Source organism: Thermosynechococcus sp. (assembly GCF_046299655.1).
GTDB lineage: Bacteria > Cyanobacteriota > Cyanobacteriia > Thermosynechococcales > Thermosynechococcaceae > Thermosynechococcus.
In genome coordinates this window covers 101931-118982 of sequence record NZ_JBKBHZ010000002.1, presented here as the reverse complement: position 1 = coordinate 118982, position 17052 = coordinate 101931, and the positions used below count along the sequence as shown (strand labels likewise).

Annotated in this window: 16 protein-coding genes; 8 read left to right on the top strand and 8 right to left on the bottom strand. The window is 53.8% G+C overall.

The annotated features are described in order from the left end of the window. Nucleotides 1-23 precede the first annotated feature (23 nt). From ACK4HN_RS02095 to ACK4HN_RS02065, 7 genes are all read right to left on the bottom strand, one after another. A complete protein-coding gene (locus tag ACK4HN_RS02095; RefSeq protein ID WP_409877187.1) occupies nt 24-755 on the bottom strand; it encodes a metallophosphoesterase family protein in 732 nt (243 codons plus the stop codon). Then, entirely contained in the window at nt 752-1552 is an 801-nt protein-coding gene (locus ACK4HN_RS02090; RefSeq protein WP_409868863.1) for a metallophosphoesterase family protein, read from the bottom strand. The genes ACK4HN_RS02095 and ACK4HN_RS02090 overlap by 4 nt, the downstream gene beginning before the upstream one ends. After that, nucleotides 1549-2313, bottom strand: coding sequence for a GTP-binding protein (locus tag ACK4HN_RS02085; RefSeq protein WP_409868864.1), 765 nt, complete (start codon nt 2311-2313; stop codon nt 1549-1551). The genes ACK4HN_RS02090 and ACK4HN_RS02085 overlap by 4 nt, the downstream gene beginning before the upstream one ends. A gap of 8 nt (nt 2314-2321) precedes the next feature. Further along, nucleotides 2322-2912: a GTP cyclohydrolase I FolE gene (gene folE / locus ACK4HN_RS02080; RefSeq protein ID WP_300876160.1), complete on the bottom strand. Its 591-nt coding sequence runs from the start codon at nt 2910-2912 to the stop codon at nt 2322-2324. Nucleotides 2913-3104: 192 nt separating this feature from the next. Beyond that, the gene (gene ftsH2 / locus ACK4HN_RS02075; protein WP_409868865.1) at nt 3105-5000 is read right to left on the bottom strand and encodes an ATP-dependent zinc metalloprotease FtsH2; all 1896 of its coding nucleotides are present in this window, start codon (nt 4998-5000) and stop codon (nt 3105-3107) included. A gap of 61 nt (nt 5001-5061) precedes the next feature. Further along, a complete protein-coding gene (gene recG, locus ACK4HN_RS02070) occupies nt 5062-7449 on the bottom strand; it encodes an ATP-dependent DNA helicase RecG (RefSeq protein ID WP_409868866.1) in 2388 nt (795 codons plus the stop codon). A 15-nt stretch (nt 7450-7464) separates the two neighbouring features. Continuing rightward, on the bottom strand, nt 7465-8325 hold the full coding sequence (locus ACK4HN_RS02065) for a hypothetical protein (protein WP_409868867.1): 861 nt from the start codon (nt 8323-8325) through the stop codon (nt 7465-7467). A gap of 161 nt (nt 8326-8486) precedes the next feature. Here ACK4HN_RS02065 and ACK4HN_RS02060 point away from each other — a divergent pair, with 161 nt between their 5' ends. The 8 genes from ACK4HN_RS02060 to ACK4HN_RS02025 all read left to right on the top strand — a co-directional run bounded on the left by ACK4HN_RS02060 (nt 8487) and on the right by ACK4HN_RS02025 (nt 16482). Further along, entirely contained in the window at nt 8487-9308 is an 822-nt protein-coding gene (locus ACK4HN_RS02060; protein ID WP_409877186.1) for an undecaprenyl-diphosphate phosphatase, read from the top strand. 273 nt (nt 9309-9581) lie between these two features. Further along, nucleotides 9582-10367, top strand: coding sequence for an RNA polymerase sigma factor SigF (locus ACK4HN_RS02055; protein ID WP_409877185.1), 786 nt, complete (start codon nt 9582-9584; stop codon nt 10365-10367). Between the two features lie 19 nt (nt 10368-10386). Next, entirely contained in the window at nt 10387-11415 is a 1029-nt protein-coding gene (locus ACK4HN_RS02050; protein WP_409877183.1) for an LdpA C-terminal domain-containing domain, read from the top strand. Continuing rightward, nucleotides 11408-13111: a R3H domain-containing nucleic acid-binding protein gene (locus ACK4HN_RS02045; RefSeq protein ID WP_409877182.1), complete on the top strand. Its 1704-nt coding sequence runs from the start codon at nt 11408-11410 to the stop codon at nt 13109-13111. The genes ACK4HN_RS02050 and ACK4HN_RS02045 overlap by 8 nt, the downstream gene beginning before the upstream one ends. Before the next feature lie 185 nt (nt 13112-13296). Then, nucleotides 13297-13854, top strand: coding sequence for a hypothetical protein (locus ACK4HN_RS02040; RefSeq protein ID WP_409868812.1), 558 nt, complete (start codon nt 13297-13299; stop codon nt 13852-13854). Nucleotides 13855-14012: 158 nt separating this feature from the next. Further along, nucleotides 14013-15044 (top strand): uroporphyrinogen decarboxylase, encoded by a 1032-nt coding sequence (gene hemE, locus ACK4HN_RS02035; RefSeq protein WP_409868811.1) that lies wholly within the window; start codon nt 14013-14015, stop codon nt 15042-15044. Further along, the gene (locus tag ACK4HN_RS02030) at nt 15044-15997 is read left to right on the top strand and encodes an NAD-dependent epimerase/dehydratase family protein (protein ID WP_409868810.1); all 954 of its coding nucleotides are present in this window, start codon (nt 15044-15046) and stop codon (nt 15995-15997) included. Before hemE ends, ACK4HN_RS02030 begins: the two co-directional genes overlap by 1 nt. A gap of 17 nt (nt 15998-16014) precedes the next feature. Beyond that, nucleotides 16015-16482: an EVE domain-containing protein gene (locus ACK4HN_RS02025; RefSeq protein ID WP_409868809.1), complete on the top strand. Its 468-nt coding sequence runs from the start codon at nt 16015-16017 to the stop codon at nt 16480-16482. Here ACK4HN_RS02025 and ACK4HN_RS02020 read toward each other — a convergent pair. Continuing rightward, a complete protein-coding gene (locus tag ACK4HN_RS02020; protein WP_409868808.1) occupies nt 16479-17021 on the bottom strand; it encodes a hypothetical protein in 543 nt (180 codons plus the stop codon). The genes ACK4HN_RS02025 and ACK4HN_RS02020 overlap by 4 nt on opposite strands. Nucleotides 17022-17052: the final 31 nt, after the last annotated feature.

Here is a 17052-nt window from a genome sequence, read left to right as displayed (position 1 = left end):
TTCTACAGTCTTTGAATCATACTCTATCCCCCTGAAAAGGGCTGTCGTTGCTCATAGCGGACAAAACACTGCTGAAGATGATTACTCCCCGGCTGGTAGAGGACATAGCTGGCTCTGCCCGGCTCTCGCCCCACAGATCCCACACCAATAAGACGGCGCTTTGGCAAGTCAAAGGTCTGCTGCTCACTTGTCTCTAGGGTTATTACCTCACTGGTTAATGCCTCTGCACTCACCCAGCAGTCAAAGAGTTGACCAGAGCGCCCACAAAATAATTGGTTAGCCTCCGCTCGAATCAGGCGATCGCACAACACCGCCGGAGAAGTAGTTGGCGTTAAGACCTCTGAGGCACTGACCGGACTGCCATGAACTAAGAGACAATCTAACTCATGGAAACCAAAGGGGAGCGATCGCAACCACTGCACTGAAGAGCGCGAGATGGACTCCCACAGCTGGCCCACTGCTGCCTCTCCTTGCTGGGCAATCAACTCAGGAACTTCCCCCGACAGGCCGACACCGAATAGATTAAAGCATTGCTCCTCCCACCAGCCTGTACAAATCTGGGGGTCTAAAGGCTCTAGGTCAGGCATTTGCAAACGTTGCACCACAGCGTCATTTTGCCCCTTAAGACCAATGATGTCTCCTAGGACGTAAAGCGTTGTCACAGGGGGACGTTGTCGCTGTAAATCCCTAAGCACTGCCTCCAGTGCCCTCAGATTCCCCTCAATACCGCTGAGGATAGCCCAGTGAGCAATCATCGCTGGCAAACGTGATGAGGATCATCCGCTCGTTCTGCAAACTCCATGCCCCGCGCCAATCGCCAGGCAAAAATTGGCGGCAACCCCTGCTCAAGAATGGCGGCGCAGGTTTTCTGGTAATCGTAGGGAACTTCCCGTAGGATGACTTCTTGGGTATCAGTGTCGTAGATAACGTAGGTGGCATTGGGACGGCCATGGCGTGGCTCTCCTACTGAGCCGGCATTGACAATCATCTTGACGCTTGCTTGAAATTCTTGGGGGGTGTCTCCCCTGTGGTGGACTCGAATCTTTCCGTCCCGTAGGTAACGCACATAGGGGATGTGAGTGTGGCCACAGAAGAGCACATCTGCTTGAGCGCCTAGGACGCGCTCAAGGGCCGCAAATCCATGCATGCTGGGAAGGAGATATTCATGTTGGCTGTTAGGACTGCCGTGGACAAAGCACAGGTTTCCCTGGCGTAGGGTCATCGGTAATTGGGCAAGGTATTCGCGAACCTCAGGGTGCAGCTTGCGCTGAGTCCACTCATGGGCGCGTCGCCCCCGTTTTTCGGCCAATTGGGAAGGGTAACTACATTCACAGGCATTCAAGCCCATAACAATATCTTCATCCCAGCACCCCTGACAGGTGGGAATGTCGAGGGAGCGAATCATCTCCACCACTTCATTGGGATAGGGACCATAGCCCACAAGATCACCCAGACAGTAAATTTGATCTACTCGCTGGCGATCAATATCTAACAGAACCGCATTCAGGGCTTCGTAATTGCCGTGAATACAAGAAATGACGGCGTACTTCATCCTTCAGCCTCCACCTGTGTTCGGTAGTGAACTTGGTATTGCGCTAAAACAGTGTCACTGAGGACGGCATCGGCAATGAGTTCGCGGACGGCGGCTTTGTCTAGGTGATAGCCAATCAGTTCTAAACCGCTCCAGCGTTGGGGGCGCCCTTCTAACCATGGTGGGACATTGAGATTGGTGTACTCGATCTCCTCAAGACCCAGACAAAAATCAACGGCAAAGGCTTGACCATCCGGCAGTTCAAAAATTCCCTTTAGCCGCTGCACTTGACCATAGGCGCCCTCTGTCAGCTCAAGGAGCACCGCATCCAAACTGGGGGGATCAAAGACTTGACCGGTGAGTTCTACTTGCCACAGCTCGGGCAAAGTGGGGGCGATCGCTGGCAAGGGCACGGCGGGTTCAATCACCTCATCGGCCCAGTGGCAGAATTCTGTCTCCTGGGGGGTGGCGATCGCCACCCGCTTCACCGTGGAGAGGGGAATCTGCAACTGCTGGATGTCTAGGTGATAGCCCACCTCTAGAAAAAATTGCCCTTGGTTTGGCAACCTTTCCCAGCACTCTTCCAGACTTGCAGTGGGCAGTACTTGCAATCGTGGATAGAGATACCCCATGCGTACCAAATCTACCCCCATTGCCCCATACCCCGGACAGGCGTAAAAAAGGGCTTCCTGCCAACTCTGGGCTGCTAATTGCTGCCGAATCCAGTGGGTCTTGCCGGCACCCCAACGACCAGCGACAACAATGACTTGGCAGGTATCCATGGCGTTGTTTAGTGGAAGGAGGGTTGATGGCGAATCAGGTCAAGAAATTCTTGGCGAGTCCGCGCGTCCTCCGCAAAAACCCCCTGCATTGAACTGGTCACTGTCCAAGACCCCGGCTTTTGCACGCCGCGCATGACCATACACATGTGGGTGGCTTCAATCACCACCGCCACCCCTTGGGGCTGAAGCAGTCCTTGCAGGGCATCGGCAATTTGCTGCGTCAATCGCTCCTGTACTTGCAGCCGCCGCGCATACATTTCACAAATGCGAGCAATTTTCGACAATCCAATCACTTTGCCATTGGGAATATAGGCGACGTGGGCGCGACCAATAATCGGCAAAATATGGTGCTCACAGGAACTAAATAGATCAATGTCGCGCACTAACACCATTTCGTTGGTGTCTTCGTGAAAAACCGCCCCATTGAGAATCTCATCAAGGGATTGATAATAGCCAGAGGTTAAAAATTTCAAGGCCTTGACCACTCGCTTGGGGGTGTCCCGCAGTCCCTCGCGATCTGGATTTTCACCCAACCCCATCAGTAATACGCGCACAGCCTGCTCCATCTCAGCATCGGAAACGCGCGGAGAGGGAGCCATTGGGAGGGCAGCAATAGTGGCATCTGCCGTGGTTAGTTCAGGAAGGGAAAATTGGGTCATGGCTTGGAGTTTCTAACAATTTGATAACAATTATCATTCTATTTCGGTCGCTTCAAAATGTAAAGAAAAGGTGCAGGGCAAACCCCACACCTAAACACATGAAATCAATTGAAAAAGAGCTATAGGTTCCCCTTAAAGTTGCGGCACAAACTGCTCTTTATCAGGAACAGCAGTGTACTCAGCAACAATTTGGCGGAACTCTTCGCCATCAATCGTTTCTTTTTCCACCAGTAGATCCACTAAGCGGTCAATGACCACGCGGTTCTCGCGGATAATTTTGATGGCTACTTCGTAGCTGTGCTGCACCAATTCTCGCACTTGGGCATCAATGCGTGCAGCAATTTCCTCAGAGTACTCTGTGCGCGAAACCAGATCTCGGCCTAGGAAGACTTCGCCATTTTGGGTTTCCAATGACAAAGGCCCAAGGTCAGACATCCCAAAGCGGGTGACCATTTGCCTTGCCATGGCCGTGACCTGTTGCAGATCATTGCCGGCGCCAGTTGTAATTTCAGCCTCCCCAAAGACGACGTATTCTGCCGCACGACCCCCTAGGGCACCGGCCATGCGGGCCATCAGTTGCGATCGCGAGATGAGTCCAGAATCCTCGGAGGGCATAAACCAAGTGAGACCACGCGCTTGGCCGCGAGGCACCAAGGTCACCTTTTGCACCGGATCGTGATCCTTCAGCAACGTACCGACAATGGCATGCCCCACTTCATGGTAGGCAATCAGCCGCTTGCTCTTGCCATCAATGAGCGGCGTGCCTTCCATACCGGCAACCACCCGATCCACGGCATCGTCTATTTCCAGCATGGTGATGGCTGGCTTGCGGCGACGGGCGGTGAGAATGGCCGCTTCATTGAGGAGGTTGGCCAAATCCGCCCCCGTAAAACCAGGGGTACGGCGCGCGATCGCCTCTAGGGACACCTCCGGCGCTAATTTTTTGTTGCGGGCATGCACCTTGAGAATAGCCAAGCGCCCTTTGATATCGGGAGCATCCACAATCACCTGACGGTCAAAGCGACCGGGACGCAACAGCGCCGCATCCAGCACGTCAGGGCGGTTGGTTGCCGCAATCACGATAATGCCTGTGTTGCCCTCAAAGCCATCCATTTCCGTGAGGAGCTGGTTGAGGGTTTGCTCCCGCTCATCATTGCCGCCGCCGATGCCGGCACCGCGTTGGCGACCCACGGCATCAATTTCATCAATAAAAATTAAACAGGGAGCATTTTCCTTGGCTTTGCGGAAGAGATCCCGCACGCGAGAGGCACCCACCCCCACAAACATTTCCACAAATTCTGAGCCTGAAATGGAGAAGAAGGGTACCCCCGCTTCGCCCGCGATCGCCTTGGCTAGCATTGTTTTACCCGTACCAGGAGGCCCGACCAAGAGCACCCCTTTGGGAATACGGGCACCCACGGCTGTGAATTTCTCCGGCTTTTTCAGGAAGGTGACCACCTCTTGCAGTTCTTCCTTGGCCTCATCTACGCCGGCCACATCGTCAAAGGTGACCCCTGTTTTAGCCTCCATTTGGAAGCGGGCGCGGGATTTGCCAAAGTTCATTGCTTGCCCAGGGCCGCCCGGCACATTGCTAGAGCGGCGAAAGAGGAAAAAGAGTCCCCCCAACAGAAGAACAGGAAAGAGCAGGTTCCCCAACAGTCCCCACAGGGCACCATCATTGCGCGCCGGATGCACATCAATTTCTACGTGCTGCTCGCGCAGTTTACTAATGACTTCCGGCGCCATACCCGGCATATCTACGCGTACCCGCAGGGGACGGCCGTTAATGAATTCAGGATCTGCGAGATCCACAATGGCGGTGCGACCATTATCAAAAATGTCCACCCTACTAATGCGACCCGCCTCTAGATAGTTGAGGAATCGCCCATAACTCATGCGCGTACTGGCGGCATTGAGGGGAGGCTGACTTTGATTGAGCACAAAGTTACTTGCCCCCTGCCAGAGGAGAACGCCCATGAGCAGTAGGGGAATAGACCATAGGAGAAGAGTTTTCCAAGAGACTTTCATTGGCGGCGCTTTTTATCAGGTTCTTAACTAAATTTAACATATCTCCTCCAAAGGCGACGGACTAGTTCATGCTGCCCTCTAGCAGGCGATCGCGCCGCTGTTGGAGCACTGCCTGTAGCAGAGGATAGCCCCGTAGGGCCGGATCTTTTGCGATGAGTTCACTTGCTGCCGATCGCGCCGCCTCTAGGCAATCCTGATCCTCTACAAGGCTAGCCAAGGCAAAGTCCGGTAATCCCGATTGCCGTGTGCCCAAGACCTCCCCCGGCCCGCGCAGCCGCAGATCCATCTCGGCAATAAAGAAGCCATCCTGAGACTGCGCCAACACATTCAACCGTTGCTTAGCGGCATCATTGCGAGAACTATTCAGGAGCAGACAATAGGACTGCTGGGCACCCCGCCCCACTCGCCCCCGCAGTTGATGCAGTTGGGAGAGGCCAAAGCGTTCGGCATGTTCAATAAGCATCACCGTGGCATTGGGCACATCCACTCCCACCTCCACGACCGTTGTTGTAACAAGAATATCCAGCTCCCCCTTAGCAAAGGCCTGAATCGTGGCTTCCTTGTCGCGGGAGACCATGCGGCCGTGGAGCAGCCCCACCCGAAAATTGGGAAAAATCTCCGTTTTTAATCGCTGGTGCTCGGCAATGGCAGATTTGAGATCGAGTTTTTCCGATTCCTCCACCAAGGGCAGGACAATGTAAGCTTGGCGCCCCTGCGCCACTTCACGGCGGATTAACTCATAGGCATGGGGGCGATCGCCCCGTCCCAAAACAGTGGTTTGAATCGGCTGCCGACCGGGGGGCAGCTCATCAATTTGACTGACATCTAGGTCGCCATGCAGCGTCAGCGCCAGCGTGCGGGGAATGGGGGTTGCCGTCATGGTCAGCACGTGGGGTAGGAGTCCCTTGGCTTGCAGCTTTGCCCGTTGCATCACCCCAAAGCGATGCTGCTCATCAATGACCACTAGGCCAAGTCGCTGAAACGTCACCCCCTCTTGGATTAGGGCATGGGTACCCACCAGCACTGGCAACTCCCCCGTGGCCAACTGCTCCAGAATCTGGCGCCGCTTAGCTGTGCGTGTGGATCCAGTGAGCAATTCCAGTGGCACATGCAGGGGGGTTAGCCATTCCAGAAGCTTGCGATAGTGTTGCTCTGCTAAAACCTCCGTGGGGGCCATCAGTGCCCCTTGATACCCAGACTGCACTGCTGCCAAGAGAGCAATCACTGCCACAACGGTTTTCCCTGACCCCACATCCCCTTGCAGAAGGCGGTTCATGGGAATTGGGCGCTCCAAGTCTGCCAAAATTTCCGCCACTACCCGCTGCTGTGCCCCTGTCAGTTGAAAGGGCAACCGTTGGTAAAATTGGGCGATGAGCTGGCCTTGGGGATTGAGGGGGACACTGGCTTGCTGCTGCTGCTGGTGGCGGCGCTGGAGTAACCCCAATTGCAGATAGAAAAATTCATCAAAAACCAGTCGCCGCCGCGCTAGACTCAGTTGCGTCTGATCGGGCGGAAAGTGGATGTACTGTAGCGCCCTGTCTAGGGGAATGAGGCGGTGACGTTGGCGCAGAGGCAGCGGTAGGGGATCGGGATAGCCCTGCACCAAAGGCAGAATGCGATTCACCGCGCGGCGGATGACATCGGGGGAAACGCCCTCTGTGAGTGGATAGACGGGCACAATGCGGCCAATGGTCAGAGAGTCAATCTCTGCCCCCGCATGATCGAGGACTTCTAACTGCGGATCCTCAAGGGTAAGGCCATACTTTGTCAGTTTTACAAGCCCAGAGGCGGCCACCACTGTCTGGGGGGCATAGAGGCGTTTTTGCTGCTCTTGCCACCCGCGTTGGGCATAGTGGGCACCGGCATAAAAGCGACTGAGGCGAATTTGCCCCGTGGCATCCTGCAGCACAATTTCGAGGATGGTCAGCTTGCCATTGCGCGGACTGGTAAAACAGTTGCAACGGCGCACCTTACCTACAATTGTAACTGTCTCCCCGGCTTGGAGTTGTCCAATGGGGACTTGGCGGGCATAGTCAATGTGATCGCGGGGGAAGTAGTAAATGAGATCCGCAACCGTATAAAGCCCTAATTTTTCCAGCTTAGCTGCTGTGCGATCGCCAATCCCATGCACTGTTTTGAGCGCTGGATCAAGGGGACGGGGGCAGGAGGGTGGACTGGTGAGTTGCTTGTGGATCTCCTGTAATAGTTGACGTGTTTTCACGACCAGATGCTGGCGTTGAGGGGGGGACAGCTCGTTGTAGTGAGCATAGGCGGCTGCCGTTTCCTGCCAGCGATCGCGCACCTGAAGGGGCAGTTGGTGGAGGGGGGCTTGGGTAAGCGCTTCGTGTAAATACTCATTGAACCGATAAGTATTCCCCTGCAGGTTGCAAAATCCCCGCTCCATTTCGAGGGCAAGGGCGCGTTGCAGGCGTGGCCAGTCGAGGGACACTGCAAACCTCCTTCCCTATTGCTCGCCATCCATAACTTCGGGGATAGGCGCTGTTGCCTCTGCAGTCTCATTGGCTTTCCAAGTTTGCCACCAGGCCCGACTGGCCTTGAGAACCAGATATTGCCGCTGTTTTTTGTGCAGTTGCTGCTGGAGAGTGGCCAGACGCGCTTCCAGTTGGCGAATTTGACTGCGCTGATTGGCAAGGGGGGGGTGTTGAAACTCCAGTTCCTCAAGTTGCAGGTAAATGGCGGCCATGGGCTGGTGACTAGAGGATTCCTGTTGAGACTCAGTTGTGTTTTGCTCCTCTTCGCCCTCCCCTTGCAGTTTCTGCTCATCCAGCATGATTGTCAATAAATGGGGAATCCGGCCCAAGGGACGATTTTCGGCCTTACTGGCAATCTCTAAAATAACCGCAATCGGAGCAGGGGGTAAGATCGCTGCCCGTTGTAACAAATGATTAATCTTGAGTGAACTCTGATAGAGGACTTGGCTCAATTGCTCCGCTAGGGAGGGAGTTTCCTGTTCCTTGCCTGAGTCTGCCTCTGACGGTTCCTCCCCATTCATCGCCCCTTGCTTTGCCGTCGAGTCTTCTTGGCGACGGGGCTGTAGGCCTAAAATAGTGGTTTCCAAGACAGTTGCCAGTTCGACAATCTGACGCTGCAATTCCTGCCGCTCTGGCTCCTCTAGGGTCAAAAATTGCTCTGGAAAGACTTGGGTACACACCTGATAGCTGACGGTGATCAACTGCTGACGGGCAATGGGGGCGAGCATCTCCAGATAGACATCATAAAGCTGACGCATTTGCGCCAACGCGGCCAATAGCATTCCCTGTAACCCTAAAATTTCCCGCTCAACGGCTTCTAAGTGACCCGACATACACGCCTAAATTGGCAAAACGGCAAAACAGTGCTGCTGTGTTTAGAGGACTGCGCCCTTGTAAGGCGCATGTTTCTACAATCTATTACAAAATCTTGGCGAGGATAGACTGTTCACCGACCCATGGCAAGATGGTGAGGTGGCAAAGGTGAGGCAGAAACGTGGATATTGTTCTTTGGCTACAGGCAGTCATCCTTGGCTTGGTGCAAGGCATTACTGAGTTTTTACCCATTAGCAGCACGGCTCACCTGATTCTCTTTAGTGACCTCTTGGGGTGGAAAAGCGTTTGGCACAAAACTGCCCTAGATGCGATGCAGTTTGGGAGTGTGATTGCCGTTTTTCGCTACTTTTGGCAAGACATTCGCCAAATTCTCCAAGGGGCTGCCCAAGCGTGGCAAGAGCGGGACTGGCAGCGGGAAGAATGGAAACTGTTGGTGGGTATCACAGTGGGCACGATTCCTGCCCTAGCGGCTGGACTGATTCTGAAATTCGCCAAAGTAGAGCTGGATCGCCCTCAGATTATTGCCACGATGGCGATCGCCATGGCCATTCTTTTGGGACTTGCAGAAAAATGGGGTTCACGCAAGCGCACGTACCAAGACATTACTGTTCTCGATGGATTTTGGGTGGGGTGTGGCCAGATGATTGCCCTGCTACCGGGGGCTTCGCGGTCAGGATCAACCCTAACCACAGCTTTGTTTTTGGGATTGGAGCGGCAAACAGCAGCGCGCTTTTCCTTTCTGTTGGGCATTCCCACCCTGACGATCGCCACCCTTGTGCAAGCCAAAGATGTCTTTGATGAGGGGACGCTGTTTATTCCCCTTGTAATTGCTACACTCTCGAGTATGGTCTTTTCCTATCTGGCGATCGCTTGGCTGCTGCGATTTCTGCAACGCCATTCCACTTGGGTCTTTATCTGGTATCGGATTGGCTTAGGAGCCACCCTCTGGGGCGCGATCGGCCTTGGTAGCCTGCACACTTAAGAAACAGCATTTAGTAAAATTTAACCTAGTTTGTGGTTGAGATCACAGGGAAACGGCGGATGCCTTGCCATACTAAATGTGGAATCGTAAGAATAGAGGCTTCCACAGCCGAAGTTTATATTTAGTCCAGTCATGCAGTTGTCTATTTAAGCCATTACTCAGTAGCTAAAGCACATATATGTGTGTGTTCATTGATTATGTGTGTTCGTTTTATGTGTGTTCGTTAATGTGCTCCTTTTGAAGCCGTGGGGGGTTAAAGGTACTGTGTGTCCTATGTTTAGCACGACAGCCAATACAGACCTAAAACATTCCACCCTCTCGCTGTTGCAGGCATACCAAGACAACCCTGCACCGGAATTGCGGAATCGCCTTGTCGAGTTGAACATGGGACTGGTACGCAAAGAAGCCCATCGCTGGGTACAGTGCAGCCAAGAAAGCTTTGACGACCTCATGCAAGTGGGCACCCTTGGCCTCATTCACGCCATTGAACGCTTTGACCCCAGTAAAGGAGTGGCCTTTAGTTCCTTTGCCGTTCCCTATATTCGCGGCGAGATTCAACACTACCTGCGGGATAAAAGTCCCCAAATTCGCGTCCCCCGCCGTTGGCAAATGCTGCAAAGCCAAGCAAAACGAGTGATTCAGGAGCTACGCCAACAACTGCATCGCCCCCCCACCGATAGTGAAATTGCCCAAGCCCTCGATGTCCCCCTTGAAGAATGGCAAGCAGCCAAATTTGCTAACTACCACACCACCCCTGTCAGCTTAGATGCCCCCACCTTTGAGGGCGAAGAAGAGGCTGTTTCTCTTGGGGAGATTGTCCCCGATCAGCGGTACCAAAGTTTTCAACTGGCTGAAGAAGATCGCATTCGTTTGCAGCAATGTCTGCAAAAACTGGAAGCCCGCACCTGTCAAATTCTGGAATTCGTCTTTTTGCATGATCTCAGTCAAAAAGAAACCGCTGAACTTTTGGGTCTAAGTGCGGTCACGGTCTCTCGACAAATTAAAAAAGGCCTCCAAGCCCTGCAACGGATGATGAGTCACGACGACGGTGAATCCTGACAACGCATAAAATATATCTATGGCTGATTTTGCTGCTCCCCTCGCGGCTTTAGCGGCACATCGTTGGTTCAAACTCATTAACGGTGCCAGTTTCCAAGATGTTGCCCAAATTTATAACTTGACATTGGCCTATGCGTTGGCAGGGGCTGATTGTATTGATGTGGCCGCCGACCCCGCTGTGATTTACGCCGCCAATGATGCTTTGACGGTTGCCGAGAGCCTCGGTGCAACTCGCCCCCTGCTCATGGTGAGCATTAACGATGGGGCGGATCCCCATTTTCGCAAGGCGACGTTTGATCCGAATTGCTGTCCACCAGCGTGCGATCGCCCCTGTGAACGCATTTGCCCTGTTGACGCCATTCGCTTTGATGAACCAGTGCAGGGGGTGGTGCGCGATCGCTGTTATGGTTGTGGCCGCTGTTTACCCCTCTGCCCTTGGGGACTGATTATTGCCGATGAGCAACCGGCAGTGTTTGAGCAGATCACGCCCCTGATTAGCGCTGGTACAATTCAAGCCCTCGAAATTCATACCCAACCACAGCGCTACAGTGCCTTTGAAGAGCTTTGGCAGCGAGTCCGTCCTTGGGTGCGCTATTTGCAGGTGCTGGCCATTAGTTGTCCCCAAGGGGAGGGAGTGATTGACTATTTGCGCTGGATCAATGGGCAGATTCAACCTTTGGAATGCGCCCTCATTTGGCAGGCGGATGGTCGTCCCATGAGTGGCGATATTGGCGATGGCGCAACCCGAGCCACAATCCAATTTGGCCAAGCCATTTTAGGCGCAAATTTACCTGGCTTTGTGCAGTTAGCGGGCGGCACAAATGGCCATACGGTTGCTAAACTCAGGGCAATGGGATTGCTAAATCCACAGGGAATTGCTGGTGTTGCCTATGGAAGTTATGCTCGCAAACGCCTTGCCCCTTTCCACGCGATCGCCGACCAACCATGGCAAACTGTTCCTGACGTCCTTGCAGCGGCTGTTGCCGAAGCAGCTACCCTTGTGTCTCCTTTGAAATCTGTCCCGTCACCCTCTGGACCCTATGGTTGAATTGACTGCTGGACAACGCCAAGTCACTGACGATCTCGATCAACTACTGGCCATCCTACCGCCGCCCCTTGGGCAGTCTCTTATCGATCACCCGCAGCGAGACGAACTCTTAGAAATTGTTCTGGACTTAGGGCGATTGCCAGAAGCGCGGTTTATCCACAGCACCCAATACCTTGCCGAGACTCCCGTCAGCCGTGAGATGTTGCAATATGCCGTGAATCGGGTGGGCGAGTTTAGTGGTGACAATCGCGCCGGCATTGAGCGTACGCTGCACCGCATTAGTGCCCTGCGCAATCGCCAAGGGACGATTATTGGTTTGACCTGCCGGGTGGGGCGAGCCGTCTTTGGCACGATTGGCATGATTCGCGACTTGGTCGAAAGTGGCCAGTCCATTTTGCTCTTGGGGCGCCCGGGGGTCGGTAAAACAACGGCACTACGGGAAATTGCCCGCGTCTTAGCGGATGAGTTGCACAAACGGGTAGTGATTATTGACACCTCCAATGAAATTGCGGGCGACGGTGATATTCCCCACCCCGCCATTGGCAAGGCACGCCGCATGCAGGTGGCACGCCCAGAACTTCAGCACCAAGTGATGATTGAGGCGGTGGAAAACCACATGCCCCAAGTGATTGTCATTGATGAGATTGGCACAGAACTGGAAGCCCTAGCGGCACGCACCATTGCAGAGCGAGGTGTCCAACTCATTGGCACGGCCCACGGCAATCAAATTGAGAACTTGATAAAAAACCCGACCCTTGCGGACTTGGTGGGGGGCATTCAATCGGTCACCCTTGGGGATGAAGAAGCACGGCGGCGGGGCACCCAAAAGAGTGTTCTGGAACGCAAAGCTCCTCCCACCTTTCAAATCGCCGTGGAAATGCTGGAGCGCGATCGCTGGGTTGTCCATCTCGATGTAGCCGCTAGTGTGGATCTGCTGCTGCGAGGTCGCCAACCAGCCCCTGAAATTCGCAGTGTTGCTGCCGATGGCTCAGTGGTGATTAGTCGTCCTGAAGCTGCCCCCCAGCGATCGCAGGTCAAATCTGTGCCGCAGCGTCCCTCCTGGCGCGAGAGCGGCCAGATGCTACCCGTTGTTGACGCCAATAAAGAACCCCTGCGGGCAAATTTTGCCCAACTGCTCGAAGCCACATTAGATGCCCCCACGGTTGGGCCGAATGGTGAAGAGCTGCCCCTCCATGTCTTTCCTTACGCTGTCAGCCGTCATCACTTAGAACAGGCCATTCGCACCCTGAACCTACCCATTATTGTCACGAAGGACATTGATCAAGCGGATGTGATTTTGACGCTCCGCTCCCATCTCAAGGGGGAAAGCAAGCTGCGGCACCTTGCCCATGTTCACCACCTACCCGTCCATGCCATTAAAACTAACAGTATGGCGCAAATTGTGCGGGGACTACGGCATTTGCTGGGCATTGAAGACCCCAGTCCAGCAGAATCAGCGGATCTCTCCCTCTTTAGTCCGACAGGCAGCGATGATGAGTTGGAAGCCCTTGAGGAGGCGCGCCTAGCGGTTGAGGAAATTGTGATTCCCAAGGGGCAAGCAGTGGAGCTACTCCCGCGATCGGCCAACATTCGGCGGATGCAACATGAACTCATTGAGCACTACCAGTTGACCTCCTGTAGCTTTGGCGAAGAGCCGAATCGGCGGCTGCGGATCTACCCCAATCTCTCGCGCTGATCAGGCAGAGGGGGTCACTAATTCCTGCAAAAAGTGTCCCATGCGGTCAATGGGTAGCACTTTTCAACGATGCGGAATTTTGGCTTCGCGCGCGGTAGGGCAAAGGTATCTGACCCCCTAGGGTATGATGGTATGGGAAATACCCCAGCCTGTCGGCAATCATCAATTACGTAAATGATACGTAAATGACACAAGCATACACCGCTGAAGATGTTTGGCGGTTATTGGGGGAGCTACTGGAAGCTCAAAAGGAAACAGAACGCCGCTTTCAAGAAACGGAGCGTTTACTGCAAGAAGAAGCTCGTCAACTTAACCAACAAATTGGCAAGCTGGACAATCGTCTTGGGGAATTTGTGGAATGGCAGGTCCGTCCAGCCGTGCTGCGCTTATTTCAGAGTCGGGGCATTGCCGTTTCTCAACTCTACAGCGATGTGATTCTCCAAGATGGGAACGAAAGCCTAGAGATTGATCTATTGGTCGTTAACACCGATGAAGCGGTTCTCGTTGAGGTGAAAACCAAACTTAGCCAAAGTGATGTCGATGAACACCTAGAGCGGATTGCCAAATTTCGCCGTTTGGCTCATCAGTATCGGGGCACAAAACTCTTAGGAGCAGTGGCGGGGATAATTGTGCCGCCTGAGGTGGCTCGCTATGCCTATCGGCAGGGTCTATTTGTGTTGGCACAATCGGGGAATGGCGTGGCGATTCTCAATGACCCGCAGTTTCAGCCCCGCGCGTGGTAAAGCAAGGGAATTCTCATCTGAGGTGTGAGAGCGATCGCCCCCTAGGGTATGATTGTAGGGTTAAACTCTGTGAATCGCAGGCAACGCCTGACTTCAATAGGGCTTGCTGAGCGACGCTTCCAGAGCCATTGAAAACGATCGGAATTACACATTTTAGGATGACCACCCCTTTACTCCTACGTGCTGCCCGTGGTGAAAGTGTTGAGCGTCCCCCCATTTGGTTGATGCGGCAAGCGGGACGCTACATGAAGGTCTATCGTGACCTGCGCGATCGCTATCCCTCGTTTCGCCAGCGATCGGAAATCCCTGAGCTGGCTATTGAAATTTCACTCCAACCCTTTCGTGCCTTTGCCCCAGACGGTGTGATTCTCTTTTCGGATATTCTCACGCCCCTGCCGGGAATTGGGATTCCCTTTGACATTGTTGAGAGTAAAGGGCCGATCATTGATCCGCCCATCCGCACCCTTGAGCAGGTGCAACAACTCCATTCCTTGGAACCAGAGGCGGCCTGTCCTTTTATTCGTCCGATTCTTTCGACCCTGCGCCAAGAGGTGGGCGATCGCGCCACAGTGCTAGGATTTGCTGGTGCCCCTTGGACCCTTGCCGCCTATGCCATTGAGGGCAAAAGCTCCAAGGACTACATTGAAATCAAAACGATGGCCTACCGTGAGCCAGAGTTACTCCACAAGTTCTTAAACCATTTAGCCACTGCCATTGCCGACTACCTGTGCTATCAAATTGACTGTGGTGCTCAGGTGGTGCAACTGTTTGATTCGTGGGCGGGTCAACTGAGTCGTCAGGACTACGATACCTTTGCCTTCCCTTACCAAAAGCAGGTAGTTCAGCAGGTCAAAGCTGTCTATCCCGATGTGCCAATCATCCTCTATATCAATGGCAGTGCCGCAGTAGTAGATCGCATGGCAGCAACCGGGGCAGATATTGTCAGCCTTGATTGGACAGTGGACATCGGCACGATTCGCCAACAGTTTCCTGCCAGTGTCGGTCTGCAGGGGAATTTAGACCCGGTCATGCTCTTTGCCCCCCAACCGGTGCTCAAGGAACGGGCGCTAGCAATTATCGAGGCGGGTCGCAAGGGCAAATATATCTTTAACTTGGGTCATGGTGTTCTCCAAGGAACCCCTGAAGAGAATGTGGGTTTTCTCTTTGATCTGGTGAAGTCCTTGGGCTAATGCGCATCTTAATCACGGGTGCCAGTGGTTGCATTGGCCAGTACATCGCTGAGGCGCTGATCCAAGAGACGGATCACGAACTCTTTTTGCTGGTGCGGAACCCAGCACGGTTGCAGATTAATCCCCATCAAAGAGCCGGGGTGAACCTGATTCAGGGGGATTTGATCGATTTGACGCCCTTGGAACCGCTACTGCCCACTCTCGATGTTGCCATCCTAACGGCAACTGCTTGGGGAGGGAGCAATGTCTTTGCCATCAACTATGAGCAAACCTGCGCCCTGCTCAAACAACTGGATCCCCAACGCTGCCAGCGGGTCTTTTATTTTTCAACGGCAAGTATCCTCAATCATCAGATGGAACCGCTGCCGGAAGCAGGCACCTTGGGAACGGATTATATTCGCTCGAAGTATCAGTGTCTCCATGCTATTGAGCAATTACCGGTGGGCGATCGCGTGATTGAACTGTTTCCAACAATGGTGTTTGGGGGCGGAGCCGATGGGAAGCGTCCCTCTTTCATCACGGAGAGCCTGCGCGAAGTTCTCAAGTGGCTGTGGTTGGCTCGCTTTTTCCGTGCGGATGCTAGTTTTCATTTTGTGCATGCTCGCGATATTGCCCAAGTCGTTCTTTACCTGTTGCAGCATCCTGAGTATCCGGTACCGCGTCGTGTGGCTCTAGGCAATCCCCCTATTACTGTCAATGAGATGTTGGCGCAGTTGTGTGCCGCTGCCAAGCTGCCCATTTATGGGCAAATCCCCTTGACACTGCCGGTGATTAACTTCTTTGTGCGAGTATTTCGAGTGCAAATGTCGCCATGGGATTACTTTTGCTTGAACTATCGCAACTTCACCTATGAAACGGTGCTCAATCCTCAAGCTCTAGGGCTAACCCCCTACTGTGCGACGGTGGCGGATTTGCTACGCTGTAGTTTAGGCACGGCAGACCTCTCAACTTAACCATTGCGGAATCTTTGATGGCAGGTATTTGGTTACTGAAGTCGGAGCCAAGCGTCTTTTCTTGGCAGGATTTGAAGGCAGCTCCACAACAAACCACCTGTTGGGAAGGGGTGCGCAACTACCAAGCCCGCAATTTTATCCGCGATCACATGCAGGTGGGCGATCGCGTGCTCTTTTATCACAGCAATGCCAACCCACCGGCAATCATGGGCATTGCCGAGGTCGTCAAGCCTGCCTATCCCGACCACTTTGCTTGGAACCCCGAGAGTCGCTACTTTGATCCCAAAAGCACTCCTGAGAATCCCCGCTGGTTTATGGTGGATATTCAGTACCGCCGCGATTTTTCACCGCCAATTACGCTACCAGAACTGCGGCAAACGCCCGGCCTAGAGACGATGCTGCTGCTGCAAAAGGGCTGCCGTCTTTCAGTCCAACCCGTTACTGAGTTGGAGTGGCAGATTATTCTCGGCTTGCGATCGCCCTAGGGTTGGCGAGGCAGACGGCGCAAATAGGGTAAATTTTTCAGGTGGCGATCGCTAGAGTATTGAAAGCCAAAATCTGCATATTCTGCGGTATTCACCAGTCGCCGAAAGGCTGAGAAACCAATCCGCCGTCTGCCATCGAGGGTACTCACCTTGGAGCTGGGGTTGTCTGGATTTCCGCCCAAGAGTCGAAAGGCCTCTTCCGGAGTGAGCCACTCCTTGCTGGGATCAGCGGTGGGAATTTTTTCCTCAAGGTGTTTGAGCTTGGTGACGAGGCTTTCCCAGAGGTTGCGCCGCGGTTGTTGCTGCTGAGAACGAGCGCTTAGCGATTGCCACAGTAGTTGCAGTTGCATCCCCAAATACTGGCAAAAACGCTTGATCAGCCGCCCGATCTGACTTAAAAGCAGGGGCAATCCCGTGGGGGGCGGTGGGGGCGATCGCTCAATGACCACCGTACTCCAACCACAGGCACTACACACTTGACGGCCAGAAGACAGCGGCTTTCCTAAACGGGCAGAACAGCGAGGGCAAGTTTCCAGCATTCGTTGCGCGTCACCACTGATGAATCAAATT